An 18314-nucleotide genomic window follows, 5' to 3' on the forward strand; every position below is an offset into this window, starting at 1 on the left:
TTACGCCGATTGGATGGCGCCAGTCGCTCGCCGATCAAACTTTGCGCAACCTCATTGTGACACTCTGATAATCTCCATCCATCAAGGGCATGTTCATGCCAACACGCATGAGCAACTCTCCTAGATAGACTTCCCCGGTCTCCTCGATTCGATAGTATGTCGATTCCCGCAGGCCCCGGAGGCGCAAGCGCCTGACTGGCTGCAGCGGATCGGGAAACACGCGAAAATACGCCATATAAGCCTCGTCCTGCTGTGCAGAGACGAACATCCACGCCGTTTCGTTTCCTTCAAAAGGGCTCAGCAGACGATAAAAATCGCCAAACTGCACCAGACTGCGGATGGACTTGTAGGCTGCCACTTGCTGTTTGGCCAATTCCCTTTCTTCCGCCGTGAACCTAGACAAATCGAGTTCGTAGCCGAAATTCCCAGACATAGCAACATGACCGCGAAACGATAAAGGCGTTAGCCGATGCATCTGATGGTTCGGCACGGCAGAGACGTGCGCACCCATACTGCTCGCTGGATACACAATGCTGGTCCCATATTGAATTTTGAGCCGCGAGACCGCATCCGTGTTGTCGCTCGTCCATGTCTGTGGCATGTAGTACAGCATGCCAGGGTCAAATCGCCCGCCACCTGATGCACAACTTTCAAACAAGACGTCGGGGAACGCCGTTGTGATGCGTTCGAGTACGTCGTACAACCCCAGCATATAGCGATGTGCCGTTTCGCGCTGACGCTCCGGTGGCAAGGTAGCCGACCCAACCTCGGTCATCGGCCTGTTCATGTCCCACTTCACATAGCGGATGGGTGCGCTATGGAGCACATTGGATACCGCCTCGACAATAAAATCACAGACGTCGGGACGCGATAGATCCAAGGTCAACTGGTTGCGGCGCTCGGAGCGCGGCCGCTCCGCGACGTGTAAGCACCAGTCCGGGTGTTGGCGATACAAGTCGCTGTCCGGAGAGACCATTTCGGGTTCCATCCAGATGCCAAATTGCATTCCACAAGCCTCGACGCGCTTGGCGACATCTGCAAGTCCTCCAGGCAACTTGCGAGGATCCGGATACCAGTCACCAAGCGAACAGTTGTCGCTGTCACGCTTGCCAAACCACCCGTCATCGAGCACAAATAGTTCCACACCCAATTCACTGCCAGCCTTAGCGATCTCGACAAGCTTGTCGGCGTCAAAGTTGAAGTACGTTGCCTCCCAATTGTTCACAAGCACCGGTCTCGGTTCGTCCCGATAGCGACCACGAGCAAGGCGCGTTCGGTACAACCGATGATAAGTCCGCGACATCTCACCGATCCCTCTGTCAGAATAGACCAACACGGCCTCGGGTGACTGAAACGACGCACCTGGTTCAAGCAACCATGAAAAATCATCGGGATGGATGCCTATTTGTACACGGACGCTCTGGCGCATCGGTTCAACTTCTGCCTTCGCGAGAAAATTGCCACTGTAGACGAGGCTGAATCCATACACATCGCCATGTTCTTCGTCCGCTCTCGGAGCAACCAAGGCGATAAACGGATTGTGTTTGTGTCCGCTCATACCGGAACGGCTGTACACCGATTGCTCGCCCGGGATAAGCTGTCTGAGCTCCACAAATCGCTCGCGAATCCACGCCCCGGAGAGTTGCAAAAACGCATAATCGGCTCCCGCCATGTCAATGGAGGCAGAAAGCGCGCGCTGAAGCTGAAATGTCTCATCGCTATTGTTGATGAAAGTGGCCGACCGCGCTATAGCACTGTGCTGTGCAAACGCCGTGTAGCGCAGAATGACACGCAAACGCAACACTGGATCCAGCAACTCAATTTCTAGCGTCTCCGCTTCTTCATCCGACTCGACGTATGTAGCCGGGAGTCCTGGCAACTTTGGCTTGCCAGGGACAATTCGATGACCCACATAGGTTAAGCAACTAGCGATGCTACCATCAAAACGCTGCACCACGTAGGCAGGTGAACGATGATCGCCCATTCCGAATGCAGGAAATTCGTGAGGCCATGTCCCGACATCAGCATTCGCAGGTTGCACAGGCCCGGTTGGCGACCCTCGATGGATCTGCAGAAGACCTCGGAAAGCCCCTGCATCTTGAATCTCCTGTCCCCAGTATAAGTGTAACAAGGTTCCTTCCGACGAAACCGCCATCACGTAACTTGTGCCCTTTGCCTGCACGTGAAAGATACGGCGTTCCTCGTCATAGTGAATGGTCATGCCAGATCCTCCTTGCTGCCACTCTGTTTCGACTCTTGGTAACCTCAATATTCAGCAATGGTCCCCTTAAGAAAGCACTTACCAAGACACTGATGCTAGTTTAATACACAAGGGGCTAAATAGTATTGGTGGTTTTTCAAACAAGTTGCCGCCTGAAAGCTCGTTCCGAATAACCAAACAAAGAGGATTTGGATAGCGAGAGGAAATTCCACAACCAAGTGTCGAATCGTATATCAGATGTGAAAAGGATTACCTGGAGGTAGCAGTATTGGCGGACACCCTTGAAGTATGGATTGTCAACGCGTATCGTGGCTCCGAGACAGTCAATTTTCTGCAAGAACAATTGCGCCCCTTTTTGTCTGCTCATCCGTCGATACGGATCGAATGGCGTCTGTTGACATTTGCCAATGCGCTTACGGAATATGTTCGAGCCTACAAGCAGGGAACGCCCCCCGATGTATTCGAATTCGGCACAACTTGGTTACCTACGCTCGCGCGATTACATATGTTATCCACGGTTCCCTCCGGCATAATGTCCTCCCGGCCGATAGCGCCTTATTTGGCAACGGCCTCCCGGTACGACGAGCGCGTGTACGGCGTCCCCTGGACGGCCGACACCACTTGTTTCATGGCCCGCAAGGATATCATCAAGCAGTTTGCCATAGACCCTATGCGTCCACTTAGTTGGGATCAGTTTCGCCACATTTGCCGCAAAATTGCGGAAAACCGTTTATACGGATGCCAGGACGGGCGGGCTCCACGTCCGATTTATTTCTCATGTCGGCCGGAACGCGTGACATTGCACCGCATGTCTCCGTGGCTCTGGTCTGGTGGCTTTGAGTATCCACGGTTGCACGAGAAACCCATTTCAATCATGACGTCGCCTAGATTGCAAAGCACCTTAGAGTATATCGATGAACTGATGCACATCAGCGGATCGACGACCGAGGAGGCGCGGATGAGCAACTACGAAGGGAATCTCTCGTTCTTCTTGTATGGTCATACCGCCTTCCACATGACAAGCTTGTTTGAGGCGATTCGCAACGTAGTATCTGGTCCCGAGCCAACCGTCAATTCTATCCCTACGCAAGTGATTGCGATGCCATGTGGTCCGTCGGGATCGATTCCATACGGAGGCGGATCCATGCTTGGCGTCTCCACTGCAACAAAGAACCAAGATGCGGCTTGGGAACTGGTGGAGGCCCTGCAAGCGCCCACGCTTGTCGCCGCATGGACGAGCTGGATTTATTCGTTACCTGCGATCGAGTGCGATTTTTGGGAGCGCTACTTACAAAGTCCCGATATTCAAGTGTTGTATGCCAACATGCAGCGAGCCCGAACCTATCCTATGCATCCAATGTGGGGATCCCTCGAGCGCCGATTGGCCGTTGGGCTAAGCGAACTCATGTGGCACCTAGTTGAATTCGGAAAAAATACTGAGACCTTCGCCCGCGCGGTACGTATTGACAAGGAAATCAACGAAATTCTCAGTTTGTATTGGGAGGTGGAGATATGAACGTCGAGCGCACGCTTGCCACGATGGGCTATCGTATGGCTGACCTTCTCTATGACGGCGAAGCATCTGACGAAACGCTGCGGCGGGCGTTCCAAACGATGTGGACTCAATTCCCATATGCTGCTCGCATTCAGCAGGTTAGCTGTTTCATCCTCGATGTCGATGGCATGTATCGCAGCGTCGTCGATATTCAAAACGGACAACTATACCTAGAGTCAAACTACATGTCCGAAGACCAAGTTGCATCGGTTCTCGGCGGCCATCAGGACATCGTGCGCAGGCATCGAAGCGGTCGTTACGAAATCTGGATTCCTGTGACATCCGACAAGTTGCTTGGATTTGTGACAATTGCGGCACAATCCACTTTGCCTGAGCTGACCCTGGCGGCCCTCACTGCGTTCCAGCAGACCATTTCACTTGGCATTCGCCATTATCTCACCTATCGTCCGCTTAAGGAGCGCCTATCTTTCTTGCAATCATTGACCGATTTATCGCGACTCATCACGGTTTCCGACAATACGGAGGCCATCTTGCTCAATCTGGTTCGAGCTGGGGTCAACCTACTAGGGTTTGACCGTGCCACATTGTTTGTATTTAATACAGAAGGTACCTCCATTGAACGAACGATCTACGCCGCGGTAGGATCCGCGCCGATTGAATTGCATCAAACCCCACCCCTCCCGCCGTTCGGCGACGAACCTATGGAACTGCCGAACCTCGAGGCGGTATGGGTACCCATTACAGCGCATGGACAACGGCTGGCGGCCTTACTACTTGACAACGTCTATTCGCTGGATAGGCCTCCACAAGATGCACTTCAAGCCGTGATCGAACTCGGAACACAAGTCGGTTTGGCCCTCCAGAAAAGCCGATTGATCGAAACATTGAACGAAAAGGCGACCAAGGACGACCTAACCGGGTTGCACCGCGTCGACTACTTTTACGATTCTGCAAATGCTCAATTGGCTCGCCATACCTCTCTCGGCATCCCGTGCAGCCTTATCATGCTCGATATCGACTCATTCAAAGAAATCAATGATTCGCATGGCCATCCTGCAGGCGATGCCGTGTTGGTACAAACGGCACAGATTATCCGCCGCACCATTCCGTCTAACGCAATTGCGGGACGCATTGGTGGAGATGAGTTTGTCGTGCTCGCGCCTGGCGCGAATGCCGCCGTGGGAGAAGCTGTCGGCAAAGCCATTCTCCACGCATTGGCTTCGCCGTCAGGAGTCCTCTTGCCCGGCGGCCGTCCTTTGACTGCGTCGATTGGCGTTGCGGTTTCCCCAAGCGATGGCGTGACGGTGAGCGAACTGATCCAGGCCGCGGACAAGGCGATGTATTACTCCAAGCGATGCGGTAAGGCGCGTGTCAGTGTTGCCAAGAGATAGCGGATCGTTCCCGGCGCTATTTCGCGTGCAATCTGCTATCCAATGCGCTAGGATCAGTTGGGAGTTGAAAGAAACATGCGTAAACTACATCTGGCCATTGCATCATTTGTGACAGCCGCCTTGGCCATCCTCGTAACTGCCGAGCCCACTGCGCGTACGCCTGCTGGTGCATCGCTGACCAACGTCTCGCAGCACCTTTCGTCCGTGCGCGTGATGGCAATTGGAGGATCTATCGCCCACGGGTGGGATGATACGCCTTCCTTAGGAGGATACTTGGCACGAACATTTCGATCCTTGTCACAGAATCAAACGACGTATGTGTTTACCAACGAATCATCTGAAGGCAAAGGACCTTCCTACTATGTGACGCGCATGAACGCACTTTTGGCGAAGGACAAACCGAATCTCGTCGTCATCTCATTTGGCATGCTCAACGACTTATTTGACCACCATCCAATATCCGAAATCAACCAGGACGTGGTGGCGGAAGTTCGCGATGCATTGGCCCACGACGCCCAGGTCGTTCTCGTCACGCCGCCAGTGGTCGGTGCATCATACGTCGAATTTAAGACGCAAGAAGGTCCGACCCTCACCTCTGAAATTCGGGCCGTCGAAGCGCTGCGCAATCCGAATGTGCATGTCGTCGACTTGTTTTCGCAGATGAAAACCTATCTCCGCGAACATCATCAAACGTGGGAGATGTATGCCGCCGACGGTTGGCATCCAAACGCTGCCGGCCATGCCTTAGCAGCTTCCATCCTAACGGCTGACCTGAAACACGACCGCTGGCTCAATCAAACGCCAATCCCGCCTCAAGCATAATCTCGTAATTTGCGAAAGTCTGCTTGCAATCCGTGTACGTCATATGGGTGTTTCATGTCGAAAGCATACGGGGATGGCCCCTCCTGAATGAGATAATCCATGCGACGAGCTCCTTCATCGACAATGGCACGCTCGTCATCAGGATAAGCGTCGTCATCGAACCACCATAACACATCGTAGACGGCTCTCCCGTTAGGCATCTTCTCATACGCGTCTGGCAGCTCCCGCATCGCACGGCGATGAAGGTGCGTTTTATACGTAAAATGAAAGACAGACTCGAGATCCCGCCACACAGTCATCGTATAAGTTAGGAAACCGCTTTCAACGGGGATGTCGGGTGTCGTCGGGCGATAGCCAGCAGGCATTGCAACGCGCAAAAGGCCTGATTCCTCCTGAACCTTCGCCAAAAGTGTCTCGCGAATGAACTGATGGTGGTTAGCCAGAAGTGGGGACTGTTCACTGATAAAGCCGACCGTATAGACGCCGAGACGATACCCCATAACTCATTCCTCCCAGATGTCCAATATTGCCGCCAGTCCGAAGACGCCCCGGCCGCCGCCCATAAGGCGGCGACAGGTTCCAACCATATGACGAATCCCCGCCGATTATGCTCGAAACAGCCTATTGACAGTGTTATTCCGCGAAGCGCTTGATCTCGTCGCGCCAATGATAGATCGGCTGCCACCCCAGCAATTCTTTGGCCTTGCGATTCGAAAGTAACGTTTCATAACTATCGAGATCGCCCCGTATGTCCTCCACGTCTGGATACGTTGCTTGCAAGAGTTCACGATTGGTCATGTCCATGCTTGACCAATCTGCCGCGATGTTCAATTTTACGGACCCTAGGCCGTCCTTCTCGATGGCGAGCCGATACGCCTTCGCAGCGTCCCGGGCATCGATGTACGACCATAGAATCGTCTTGCGAACCTCGGGATCCTTTAAAAAGCTTGGGAAGTTTTGATACATATCAGGCGTAATCACGTTGCCCATACGGAAAGAAACCACTTGCATGCCGGTCCGACGATGAAACATGTCTGCGGTCAGCTCATTGACAACCTTCGACAACCCATACGCATCCTGGGGCAGTTGCGGATGGTCTTCGTCAATCGGCAGGTAAGCTGGTGAAAACAGGTGCCTCGCAAAAACCAAACCATACGACGATTCGCTCGATGTGATCACGGCTTTCTGAATACCGAGTGCAGCCGCAGCTTCAAGCACGTTGTATGTGCTTACGACATTCGTTGTAAACGTCGCGGCATCCGGACGAATACCAACGCGCGGAATGGCTGCGACATGCACCAGCGCATCGGTACCCTGCAACACGTCAAATGCTTCCCCGAGGTTTGTCAAATCGGCCAACAACGTGGGACATAGCGGGTCATTTGGATACCGTGTATCGACGTTGAGTACATCGTATCCGGCTTCCACAAATTCGCGAACGACCCACGGCCCAAGTAGACCACTGCCTCCTGTGACAACGACTTTCATGAGCAGACATCATCTCCTGTTAAGTGGTAAACAGACCATAGTAAGCATCTTCATTGTACACCCAAGTTGCGAATCGAACAGCATTCGTGCATCAAAAGGCCGAATTCAGGGGACGATGCCAAACGAGTACACATCACGCTGAAAAAAGCCAGACACGCGGATTAACCATACAGGTTCACGAAGGAGGATGTTCTCGTGGAACATTTCGAGGAGCAATTGACGCGCATTCGCGACCGATCCGAATCCCTAAACGCGGCTTCTCACTTTGTCACGAGCCAAACCGAAGTCAAAGAAAACCTTGTTCGGCTGTTCAACGAAATCGCCAGAACATTGCATGAGTCCGATCCGAATCTCGAAGCGAAAGTCATTACGACAAAGGATGTGGAATTGGCAGTTGCCTTTTTGAACTCCCATTTTTATTCGCCACGCTGCAAAGTCACGGCCAAGTACGACGGAGACAACATCGACGTACGGGCGATCGACGAGTTCTGGAAGCAGTCTCCAAACGCAAACGGACTGTGGGGAGATTGGATAGACGAGCAAATCATCTATCAAGGACCGTTTTCTGATGGACAGATCCGCAACGCCATGGAAAAAACAGTTCTTGCTTGGTATAAGCGCCTCAAGGAAAACGGGGATCCTGGCCTGGCGCCGCAATGACGGCGACAGGCCACATCACCGATACGTTCGTGGCATTCCAGATAGTCGAATCGACAGTCCGCCATGCCATCATAAAGAATCCTATCCTTCGATGCGAATCACTTGACTGACACGACCAGCTCGCGGGCCGGCAAAGGACACAGTCAACTCTGTGCCCGCTGCCGCCCGAATCAGCCATTCTGCATATCCGCGCTGTTGCGCAGGCGGTGCGTAGCGGCTGCGCACGCCGTACCCATCTAGGTGCCCAACGGACTGCGGCGAAGCTCCAGCGATCATTTCGTAAGATCCGCTCAACTCCGCGCGAATCCCTTCAAGAAGCAACTGCTTTCCCTTATCCGTACTTGACGTCGGCAGAAAACCAGCGTTCGCCGCCTCCCCAACAATCCGATACACACCGTCTGCTACGCGATCGCACGATACGCTCGTGATGGTCAACTTCGCTGTGGAAAGACCCAGTTTCGTCAAAAACGCACTGACCTTTTGGCATTCTTCCGGCAATAGGCGCAAAGGCGGATTTTGAATGATAAATTTCGGATCAAGCCCACCGATTTCTACAGGTCCGAAATCCGGGTGGTCAAATGATTTCCAGTCGAAGTATCCCTCTGCACCAAATTCTCTTGTCACGTATGCATACACCTTGCGTTCGTCTTCCAGGATCTCCTCGGGCGATAGCGCGAGCAAGGCGCGCATCCCATATTGGCCGTACCCGCGAGCCCCAGCCCGGCCATCCAGGTCCCAAATTTCAATGGTGAAACTAAGAACGCCGAGGTGATCGTACATCCAGTCGTCAGCCGCACCGGGCATCAGAACCTTCTCATGCCCGGTCGCAAATTTTTCGTAGTTCGATCCAGAGAAATATCCGCTCACCTGTTCCCCGATTTTCGCGACCTGCGTAAACAAAGCGCGATCCACTTCTGAGAGAACCGCATCATCACCCGTCGACGGCTGGCGCAAAATGACCCCGCCTGAAGTATGCAGTGCAGCGTATGCCGAGATATTAGGATGGCGATGGACGAAATCGGCGAGCGCGCGCAACTCTGGTTCCGAGAGCGGATACGGCCCGGCTCCGCGCTGCCCAGTTTCACCAGCCCAACGGATCGGAAAGTTGCGGTTAAAATCCATACCGTGCCGCCGTGCAGCCTTCGCCGTCGGCAACGCAGGCAAGGAACCGGTCTTGGCTACGCGATCGATCCGCCCTTCCGGAAAGACGTGGTAGTACTTGCCGCCGAACTCGCCCGGTCGGCGCGGGCGCATGATGCGCGGATCGACCTCGTCGATCGCGTAGCCGCCGTCTTCAGCAGGTACGCGCATCATGAGCACACGGCCGTCCCCGTCCACATCGTCTTCCACGAATCCATCCGGGGTCTGCGAATGGGGATAAAGATGTGGACTGGAGCGAAAACGAGCTTGCGTCGTCAAATACAGTTCGGCCCCGTCCACAGCAATCCGCGGTATAACATACACCGTATGACTGCGAAGCAATTCTGTCGCCTCTGGATCTTGTCCGTATTGTTCAATACACCATTGAATCCAGTACATGGCTACGGCATTACCCGAAACCTCACCGGCATGAATATTTGCGTCGACGAGCACCGCTGCCTTGTCTTCAGGGTTTCCAAAATCCGCATCAGTGAGCGTTACCGCCGCGATATCCCTACCCTGCCGGCTCTGACCAATGACTTCAACGCGCATCAACTGTGAATTTGCCGCTTCCAGGTGGCGCAATTCAGCCCACATCTCGTCATGCGTCCAATATCGTGCCTGCATATCCCCATCCTCCTAACCCTTGACAGGACTTAATGTTCGACGCTTGAGCTAAGCCCGTACGACGTCGTGTGCAGGGTCAGTCCTGCATTTCGTTCCAGCATCCAGTTGATAGCAAACTCTGTTTGAAACAGCATGACGGCGCGATCGTCCTGGTCCTTGACGACGAGACTGGCATACCTGTCAAACTGTAGTTCATCGATGGGCAGTTCGGTCTCCACCCAACGCGCATAGGCATATGGCAAGCGCAAGAGTTCGACGTCTACCCCGTACTCGACGCGCATGCGATGCTGAAAGACTTCAAACTGCAACTGTCCGACTGCCCCGAGAATCATATCCTCTGTGCGGTTAGCCTGACGAAATACCTGAATTGCTCCCTCTTCGGAAAGCTGTGCAACGCCCTTGTGAAACTGTTTGTACTTTAGTGCGTTGGGCACAGAAACACGGGCAAAATGTTCAGGCGAAAACAGCGGCAGCGGTGGAAAGCGAAACGATCCGCGCTCGCAAAGCGTATCCCCAATGCGAAAATTGCCGGGATCGAAAATGCCAATGATGTCTCCGGCGTATGCTTCGTCTACCGTCTCGCGCTCCTGACCAAAAAACTGTTGCGGCTGGCTCAGGGCAATGCGCTTTCCCGTGCGTACATGTTGCACGCTCATGCCGCGCTCGAAGCGTCCCGAACAAATGCGCACAAACGCCACGCGATCGCGATGCGCGGGGTTCATGTTCGCCTGGATTTTGAAGACAAAGCCACTGAACCGTTCGTCCTCGGGGCGTACGACACCTTGATCCGTCTCGCGCGGCCCTGGCGGCGGCGCGAGTTCGAGAAAAGATCGCAAGAACGACTCGACTCCGAAGTTGGCGATCGCGCTGCCGAAATAGACGGGGGTCAGTTTGCCGAGAGCCACCAGGTCAGGATCGAACGGATCGCCGGCGACATCGAGCAACAGCACATCCTCCTGCAGTCGCTGGTGCAAGGACTCGCCTAAGATGGTAGCAACAGCGGGATCGTCCAAATCCGGCATAGCAATCGAAACCATGTCGTCTGTGCGACTCGTAAAGCGCTCGAAACGCCCTTCATGACGATGATAAATGCCTTGAAAATCTGGCCCCATGCCGATGGGCCAATTCATCGGACAAGAACGTATCCCCAGCACGCGCTCGATCTCTTCGAGCAACTCAAGCGGATCCTTGCCTTGGCGGTCGAGCTTATTGATAAACGTAAAGATGGGAATGCCCCGCATGCGGCACACTTCAAACAACTTGATGGTTTGAGGCTCGACGCCTTTGGCCGCATCAATGAGCATCACAGCGCTATCTGCGGCGGCCAACGTGCGGTAAGTATCCTCACTAAAATCCTCGTGGCCGGGTGTGTCGAGAATGTTGACCCGGCAACCTAGATAATCGAACTGCAACACGGTAGATGTCACTGAAATGCCGCGCTGTTTTTCGATTTCCATCCAGTCAGACGTCGCGTGCCGGCGTGCCTTTTTACCCTTGACCGCGCCAGCCTCGCGAATGGCCCCGCCAAACAACAACAGCTTTTCGGTGAGCGTCGTTTTGCCTGCATCCGGGTGCGAAATGATAGCAAACGTGCGGCGCGTCATGCAGACGGGCGCACTGTGAACATCTGGTTGTGTCATACAGCAACTCCTGTGTGGTTACGGTTTTGTATCAATATTGCCGCCACCATGATCGACACAATGCAAGTGGTCGTCAACAACATCGTGACAGCGCAAAATACCAAAGCAACGCTAAAAAACACAAAATCCGGGGGCCGCAACGATCCACCCAGGGCGCCAACAAAGTTGCATTCATCCCGCCGTCGTCAACGAAAACCTAAAACGGGATGAGGCACGTATGGCTCCTCTAAAAACGCGATTTCTTCCTCGGTCAGCTTCACGTCGAGCGCCGCAACAGCGTCCTCCAGATGGTGCATCTTCGTTGCCCCGACGATGGGCGACGTGACAACCGGTTTCGATAACACCCAAGCAAGGGCGATCTGTGCACGTGGCAATCCACGTCGTTGCGCCACTTCTCGAACGCGTTCGACGATACGCTTGTCGGCATCTGCTGTTTGTGCGTACAAGCTCTTGCCAAACTCATCCATTTCCGATCGCGCAGTCTTGTCGTCCCAATCTCGCGTCAAGCGCCCACGCGCGAGAGGGCTCCACGGGATTACGCCAACCTTCAAATCTTCACACAGAGGCAACATTTCGCGTTCCTCTTCCCGATATAAAAGGTTGAGGTAATTCTGCATCGAAACGAACTGGGTCCAGCCGTGTTTTTCGGCCGTATATTGAGCCTTTAAGAACTGCCACGCGTACATCGAAGAAGCACCGATGTAACGAGCCTTACCGGCCTTTACGACGTCGTGCAAAGCCTCCATCGTCTCCTCGATAGGCGTCGTGTAATCCCAGCGATGAATTTGGTACAAGTCGACGTAATCCGTCCCGAGCCGACGCAGACTGTGATCGATTTCTGCCAGAATCGCCTTGCGTGACAACCCAGCGCCATTTGGCCCTTGGTGCATACGGCCATGCACCTTCGTCGCAATCACAATTTCATCGCGCCTGGCAAAGTCGCGCAAAGCACGACCAACAATCTCTTCGCTGGTCCCGTCCGAATACACGTTGGCAGTATCAAAGAAGTTGATACCTAACTCAATCGCTCGGCGAATAAACGGTCTGCTTTGCTCTTCGCCGAGTACCCAGCGATGGTTGCCGCGTTCCGGCACGCCATAACTCATGCATCCCAAACATATGCGCGAAACTTCGAGCCCTGTGTTGCCAAGCTTCCTGTATTCCACTACTCATGCGCCTCCCTGATTCCTATAACATAAAAGGGCGCCAAGCGCCCTCATATGTGCTGTGATATGAATCCGATTCTATTGAAGGGGTAGAGGACAATATCGGCCTCCCCCACAATGGCCGATCGGCTTACATATTTATGTACCCACATCCGGCTGTCGTCAGAAATCGGCCGATTGTCTCCCAACATGAAATAGTGTCCAGGCGGTACTTTGTACGTGCCTGTTTCTGCACCGTTGGATTTGGCAATATCCGGATTGGTCTGCTGCAACTTCTTGCCGTTGATGTACACCGCGTTTTCCGTCACCGTGACGGTGTCGCCAGGCAATCCAATCACACGTTTTACAAACAGCTCTTTTGGATCATCCGGCCAATGAAACACAACAACTTCCCCGCGGTGTATCGGCCGCAGTTCGGTTGCCAGTTTATTGACGACGACGTACGCAAAGTCGCGCGAACTGGTCGCAGGTATGGTCGGGTACATCGATGCGGACGGGACACGAGCAGGGCTCACAACCCATTGGCGCAATGCCAATGCCAACGCGACGCCCACCGCAATGGGAATCACAATTCCGGTAAACCAGTTTTGCCTCTTCTTCTGCTCCTCCAACCTGCTGCCACATCCTCGCTTGTTCTTTCACCGGCACGCTGCGGTTATGCAACCATACGGCGGCTCATCCAATTATACGATAGATTGTCTGGCTTGACATCCGCATCAATCGACAATGACACGATACGTATCGCCCCGGACGAGCAAAATATCATGGCCAGCGAGCGTCAAATGTGCGCCTTGAGGCGCCAACCACGTCAGCCCTTGCGCGGGTGCCGTCAAGGCGTCGTGTGACATGACGTACACTTGTCCAGCGTGATCGATGGTAATAGCCGACGGGGCGACGGGATGTTGCAGCGTGACGATGGTATGCCAACGGCTGCCGTCGTACGATTTCACGGCAAGAGCCTGCCCTCGTCCATCCAGGCTGGCACAGTAAAGGGTGTTCCCGCGGCCAGCAACGATGGTGACATCGGTGGCGATTTGCTTCATAAACCCTGCCCGCCATTGGTACAAGTGATTGGACACGTCGCTCAGATACAGGGTAAGCGCAGTCGCGCTGTAATAGGCGCGCCGAATGGCGAGATCGCCAAAACTTCGCTCGTACATATGCTCGTTGGTGTCAAACTGAAATACCGTGTTTCCGGCGTCGCTGGCGTAGATGACAAACACGTCGTTTGTATATGTGCTAAAGGCAATTTGACGCAAACTCTCCCCCGCAGGCACATGTAGCTGTGCGATCGCGCGGATGCGCTGATTGAGCACGTCGTCTGTATAAAGAACATTGTCCGCAGTTACCAAAAAAAGCAGCCTATCGCTAATCCAAGTGACATGCACGATAGGCGCGTGCGCCTGCACTCGATCTATGACAACGCCTGACTGTGCGGCAACCACCTGCAACTGTCCGCCTGTAGTTAAGAGGGCAAGCATGTTCCCTGATGGACTCGCAGTCAATACGCTCGCATTCGAGAGATCCGCCAACTTGACGGCCGGGCGTAAAGGCAGGGTTGGGTATGGCGCTGGCTCGCGCACATCGACCGTTCTCCAGATGACTTCTGCTGGGCGTGCGAGGGCGGCGGCGCGAACGCCAACGATGGCTGTCGCCGCGACGCCAAGCGAAACGATGATGGATAAGGCCATTTTGGATTTTTGTCGGATCATCGTCTTACCTCACGATGAGCGCGGTGCCCACACTGCGCTCTCCCAAAATGTCAGTCGGCTGATTTACAAGTTGGCCATCGAAGACCATGGTCGCGGACGATCCACCGTCGAGATTGGCCGCTGTCACAGCGCCGTAGGACAGCATGAGATGTTCGATATCGCCAAGGCTTGCACCGATGTCGTTCGGCCCTGTCAACTCGCGTCCGTCGGTGACAATCATGATGACCGTGCCATCTGCACGTTGGCCAATGGCGGTGCGCGGCGCATATCCCCAGTCACCGGCACCTTGAATCTGTCCGACGCCGTTTTGCACGAGTGTAGGCCCAAACATCAGCGCTTGCGTCACGTTCATGCTCTTTAGTTGTGCCAAGGTGTACGTGCCAGAAATAAGTTTGCCGGCCGCGGTAAAGCCAATCACACTCTCGGGGCGCACAGCCGACGAAATGACCTTGCCATCGGAAATGACAATGCCCTGCACCTGTCCCCCAGTACCCTGCCAGTTTGTATCTGTAAACGATCCGCCGTTAATCCCCGCGACAGCGTGGTGGTCACCGACAAACTGCTCGACTGTCTCACCGACCTCTCCCATATATTTTGTCGCGACGATGGAGATAAGCCGTGGATCCGAAACCGTCAACACATAGGCGTTGTAATTACCAAAATGGCGCACATCCAGATGAATACCTTGAGGAATCACCTTCGGCTTCACCACAATCGGCGCAAAGTCGGGCTTGTCTGGTGGCGGCTCGACGCGCGGCGGCGACGCCACATACTGAAGGCGTGTGCGCACGACAGGCGGCTGCTTGACATACGCAAAAATCCAAGAGCAAATGGAGGCTAAAACCGCTATATATAGGGCCGCAACTGCAATTGACGCTCGCCGAAATTGGCGCACCCACACCAGTCCTTTTTCTCATCCTGCAGCTAACATGTGTCCGAAAGGGGCGCCCCCTTTCGGACAACTTATCCACCCTTATCTTCGTACAAGATGGGCCCAAGGTCTATTGGAATTTTCGCATTGCGCTTAGCGCAAACGCCGCCCATCATTTTTTGCCTTTTCCCGACTGCGACCGCTGCTTTTCACCTTGCACACGCTCGACATGTTCTTCAATCGGCAGCGTCTTGTTCGCATCGTTGTGCACAGGCTTTGGCTGTTTGCCCATAGCTCATCCCTCCCACGCGTAGTATCGGAGAATCCCAACAAAAGTATTTGCCTTCTTGTGCATGTAGCGTGCATGACGGCGCAATAGGCTGTATAATCAGAAATTACGGATTGGACTAGGAGGTTTCTACAATGTCTTTCAAACCATCACCGCACCCTGAACCACAGGCCAAAACAAGCAATGACGTGCATCACGAACTAAAACGCACGCTGTCCGTGTGGGATCTCATCATCTATGGCATGATTTTCATGGTACCCATCGCCCCCATGGCCATTTATGGACAAGTCGTTCAAACGGCAAATGGCATGGTCGTACTCACCTACTTTATTGGACTCGTCGGCATGATTTTTACCGCATTCAGCTATGCGCGAATGTCCGAAGCGTTTCCTGTCGGCGGGTCGGCCTACGCATACGTTCAGCGCGGCTGGAACCCCATGGTCGGTTTCATGGCAGGGTGGATGATCTTGCTTGACTACATCCTCGTTCCTGCCTTGCTCTACCTTGTAGCCGCATCTTGGCTGACGCAACTTGTCCCAAGCATCCCGACGACGGTATGGATCGTTGCGTTTGTCGTTTTCAACACAGCAGTCAACTTCTTTGGTGTGCAAATGACAAACCGCGCCAACTGGGTCATGCTCGTCATCGAACTGGCCACCTTCGTCCTGTTTTGTGGCGCTGCACTGGTGTACGTAGCCGGGCACAAGGACGGTACTTCGTTCACCCTGGCACCCGTTTTTCAAAAACAAGGTTTCAGCCTGAGCATGGTCGGCGCCGCGACATCCATCGCCGTGCTCAGTTTTCTTGGCTTCGACGGAATCAGTACGCTTTCGGAGGAAACAAAAGGCGGTCGCAAGACCGTGGGACGTGCCACCATTTGGGCGCTGATTTTCGTCGCCTTGCTGTTCATGATCCTGACGTATCTTGCGGCTGTCGCGTATCCGGATTTTCGCCATTTTCCGAATGCCAACGTCGCGTTTTACTTTATCGCCGAACGTGTGGGCGGTACCTGGCTAAAAATGTTGTCCTTGGTTGTCACCGTGCTTGCCTCCGGTATTGCCAACGCCCTCGCCGCACAAGCCGCCATTTCTCGCTTGTTGTTCAGCATGGGGCGCGATCGCGTTCTGCCCCCGGTGCTCGCGAAGATCCATCCCAAGTTCCGGACGCCTTACGTCTCGATTCTGCTCGTCGCCGTGGTTTCGCTCATCGTCAGCTCGCTGTCATCCATCGATGCGCTCAGCTCGCTGGTCAATTTCGGCGCCCTTACGACATTCATGGCGCTTAACATCAGCGTCATCATTCACTTCTTCTTCCGCAAGCGCTCGGGTCGGTGGTTTAGCCACCTTGTCATGCCGCTACTTGGCTTCGCGGTCATTTTGTACGTGTGGATTAACTTCTCGCATACGACGTTCTACTTTGGCATCGGCTGGTTCGTGATTGGGCTGATCGTCTTGGCCATCACGACGCGCGGCTTTCGCAAATCGCCAAAGGCTTTGGAAATTGAGTGATACCGACTAGGAGGTCTGTCCTGTGGCCAAACACAAACTCGCTAAGTCACATCTCATCTACGCGCTCTCGCCTGACGTAGATCCGGCTTTGCGCGTACAGTCCGGTGACACGGTCGAGATCGAAACCTGTGACTGTTTTGAAGATCAAATTCAGGACGAGACGCAAGATTTCGGCACGCTCGACTGGAATCGTATCAATCCTGCGACTGGACCCATTTATATAGAGGGCGCAGAACCTGGAGATTTGCTCGTGGTCGACATCTTAGCCATCGAACTGGCCGAACGTGGCGTGATGACGACTGGCCCCGGACTTGGCGTGCTTGGCGACGAATTGCAACACAACGCAATTCGCATGATTCCTATCGACAACGGCCACGCCGTCTTTGCCGAGCGCCTGCGCTTACCACTGCGGCCGATGATTGGCGTCATTGGTACGGCGCCCAAGGACAATGCCATACCTTGTGGCACGCCGGGCGATCACGGTGGCAATATGGACTGCACGCGCATTGGACCTGGTGCACGCTTGCTTTTACCCGTCAATGTTCAAGGCGCCCTGTTTGCCTTAGGCGATCTCCACGCCGCCATGGGCGACGGCGAGGTCGGCGTGTCTGGCATCGAGATCGCCGGCAAGGTCACTGTTTCCCTTCACGTGTGGAAGGGCTCCGCGTGGCCTTACCCCATGCTTATCGACCACGAACATGTCATGACCATCGCTTCCGCAGAGACGCTTGATGCAGCCGCCGAACGTGCCGTCAAGCAGATGGCTGGTTTGCTCGTTCGCGAGACTGGCATCGCGCCTGCGGATGCTGTCATGCTCATGAGCGCCGCCGCCAATCTGCGCGTGTGCCAAGTTGTCGATCCGCTGAAAACCGCACGTGTCGAACTGCCGAAAAACCTTGCAGAGCAACTTGAATTAAAACTCCCTGTGTTCGGATAAATCGAGTAGGAGGGGGCGCCTAGCCCCCGACCTCTCACACCACCGTACAAGCGGGTCCGCATACGGCGGTTCACAAAGCACTACGAAGTTTCAAGTATCTCTCCTGTAAACTCCTCAAACCAAGTTGTTCAAAGTAGGTCTTGTTCATAGCGTTGTTCAAGTTTCTCGCCATTTCCCAATATCCTCGTCGCGAGTTTGCCATCATAAATGCTATCCAGTCCGGTTGTCCGAGCGCGCGCAGCTCACGAAGTCGCGTTCGCGCCCGTTTCCACTGTTTCCAGATACACATTCGTAACCGACGGCGAATCCACTCATCGAACCTATTG

16 protein-coding genes are annotated in these 18314 nt (G+C 54.2%); 6 read left to right on the forward strand and 10 right to left on the reverse strand.

The genetic code is table 11. The features are described from left to right. Positions 1–34: 34 nt before the first annotated feature. Positions 35–2221 (reverse strand): alpha-galactosidase, encoded by a 2187-nt coding sequence (locus BLU70_RS12695; protein WP_074693693.1) that lies wholly within the window; start codon positions 2219–2221, stop codon positions 35–37. A 268-nt stretch (positions 2222–2489) separates the two neighbouring features. Here BLU70_RS12695 and BLU70_RS12700 point away from each other — a divergent pair, with 268 nt between their 5' ends. The 3 genes from BLU70_RS12700 to BLU70_RS12710 all read left to right on the forward strand — a co-directional run bounded on the left by BLU70_RS12700 (position 2490) and on the right by BLU70_RS12710 (position 5950). Next, complete coding sequence (locus BLU70_RS12700; RefSeq protein WP_074693694.1) at positions 2490–3737, forward strand: ABC transporter substrate-binding protein; 1248 nt, start codon at positions 2490–2492, stop codon at positions 3735–3737. After that, entirely contained in the window at positions 3734–5128 is a 1395-nt protein-coding gene (locus BLU70_RS12705) for a sensor domain-containing diguanylate cyclase (protein WP_074693695.1), read from the forward strand. Before BLU70_RS12700 ends, BLU70_RS12705 begins: the two co-directional genes overlap by 4 nt. Positions 5129–5203: 75 nt before the next feature. Next, positions 5204–5950 (forward strand): SGNH/GDSL hydrolase family protein, encoded by a 747-nt coding sequence (locus BLU70_RS12710; protein ID WP_052012269.1) that lies wholly within the window; start codon positions 5204–5206, stop codon positions 5948–5950. On the opposite strand, the gene BLU70_RS12715 is transcribed toward BLU70_RS12710, so the two are convergent. Together BLU70_RS12715 and BLU70_RS12720 are read right to left on the reverse strand one after the other, a co-directional pair. After that, entirely contained in the window at positions 5941–6450 is a 510-nt protein-coding gene (locus tag BLU70_RS12715; RefSeq protein WP_040289176.1) for a DUF3291 domain-containing protein, read from the reverse strand. The two genes, BLU70_RS12710 and BLU70_RS12715, sit on opposite strands and share 10 nt — an antisense overlap. Before the next feature lie 133 nt (positions 6451–6583). After that, the gene (locus BLU70_RS12720; RefSeq protein WP_074693696.1) at positions 6584–7438 is read right to left on the reverse strand and encodes an NAD-dependent epimerase/dehydratase family protein; all 855 of its coding nucleotides are present in this window, start codon (positions 7436–7438) and stop codon (positions 6584–6586) included. A gap of 195 nt (positions 7439–7633) precedes the next feature. On the opposite strand from BLU70_RS12720, the gene BLU70_RS12725 reads away from it, so the two are divergent. Next, positions 7634–8098 carry a hypothetical protein gene (locus tag BLU70_RS12725; RefSeq protein WP_006446602.1) on the forward strand — a complete coding sequence of 155 codons (465 nt, stop codon included), beginning with the start codon at positions 7634–7636 and terminating at the stop codon, positions 8096–8098. 81 nt (positions 8099–8179) lie between these two features. Here BLU70_RS12725 and BLU70_RS12730 read toward each other — a convergent pair whose 3' ends face one another. From BLU70_RS12730 to BLU70_RS12755, 6 genes are all read right to left on the reverse strand, one after another. Then, a complete protein-coding gene (locus BLU70_RS12730) occupies positions 8180–9865 on the reverse strand; it encodes a M14 family metallopeptidase (RefSeq protein WP_074693697.1) in 1686 nt (561 codons plus the stop codon). 29 nt (positions 9866–9894) lie between these two features. Beyond that, on the reverse strand, positions 9895–11505 hold the full coding sequence (locus BLU70_RS12735) for a peptide chain release factor 3 (RefSeq protein ID WP_052012268.1): 1611 nt from the start codon (positions 11503–11505) through the stop codon (positions 9895–9897). Positions 11506–11690: 185 nt separating this feature from the next. Further along, positions 11691–12671 (reverse strand): aldo/keto reductase, encoded by a 981-nt coding sequence (locus tag BLU70_RS12740; RefSeq protein ID WP_074693698.1) that lies wholly within the window; start codon positions 12669–12671, stop codon positions 11691–11693. Positions 12672–12721: 50 nt separating this feature from the next. Then, positions 12722–13282: a signal peptidase I gene (lepB, locus tag BLU70_RS12745; protein ID WP_006446598.1), complete on the reverse strand. Its 561-nt coding sequence runs from the start codon at positions 13280–13282 to the stop codon at positions 12722–12724. Between the two features lie 105 nt (positions 13283–13387). Then, a complete protein-coding gene (locus BLU70_RS12750) occupies positions 13388–14383 on the reverse strand; it encodes a hypothetical protein (RefSeq protein ID WP_074693699.1) in 996 nt (331 codons plus the stop codon). 4 nt (positions 14384–14387) lie between these two features. Next, positions 14388–15278 (reverse strand): phosphodiester glycosidase family protein, encoded by an 891-nt coding sequence (locus tag BLU70_RS12755; RefSeq protein WP_074693701.1) that lies wholly within the window; start codon positions 15276–15278, stop codon positions 14388–14390. A 399-nt stretch (positions 15279–15677) separates the two neighbouring features. Here BLU70_RS12755 and BLU70_RS12760 point away from each other — a divergent pair, with 399 nt between their 5' ends. Then, positions 15678–17051, forward strand: a complete 1374-nt coding sequence (locus BLU70_RS12760; protein WP_176780911.1) for an APC family permease — start codon at positions 15678–15680, stop codon at positions 17049–17051. Positions 17052–17073: 22 nt separating this feature from the next. Further along, positions 17074–17988 (forward strand): acetamidase/formamidase family protein, encoded by a 915-nt coding sequence (locus BLU70_RS12765; protein ID WP_074693700.1) that lies wholly within the window; start codon positions 17074–17076, stop codon positions 17986–17988. A 70-nt stretch (positions 17989–18058) separates the two neighbouring features. On the opposite strand, the gene BLU70_RS14780 is transcribed toward BLU70_RS12765, so the two are convergent. Continuing rightward, on the reverse strand, positions 18059–18314 hold a 256-nt coding region (locus tag BLU70_RS14780; RefSeq protein WP_276326115.1), incomplete at its 5' end, for a group II intron maturase-specific domain-containing protein.

Source organism: Alicyclobacillus hesperidum, assembly GCF_900107035.1.
Lineage (GTDB): Bacteria > Bacillota > Bacilli > Alicyclobacillales > Alicyclobacillaceae > Alicyclobacillus > Alicyclobacillus hesperidum.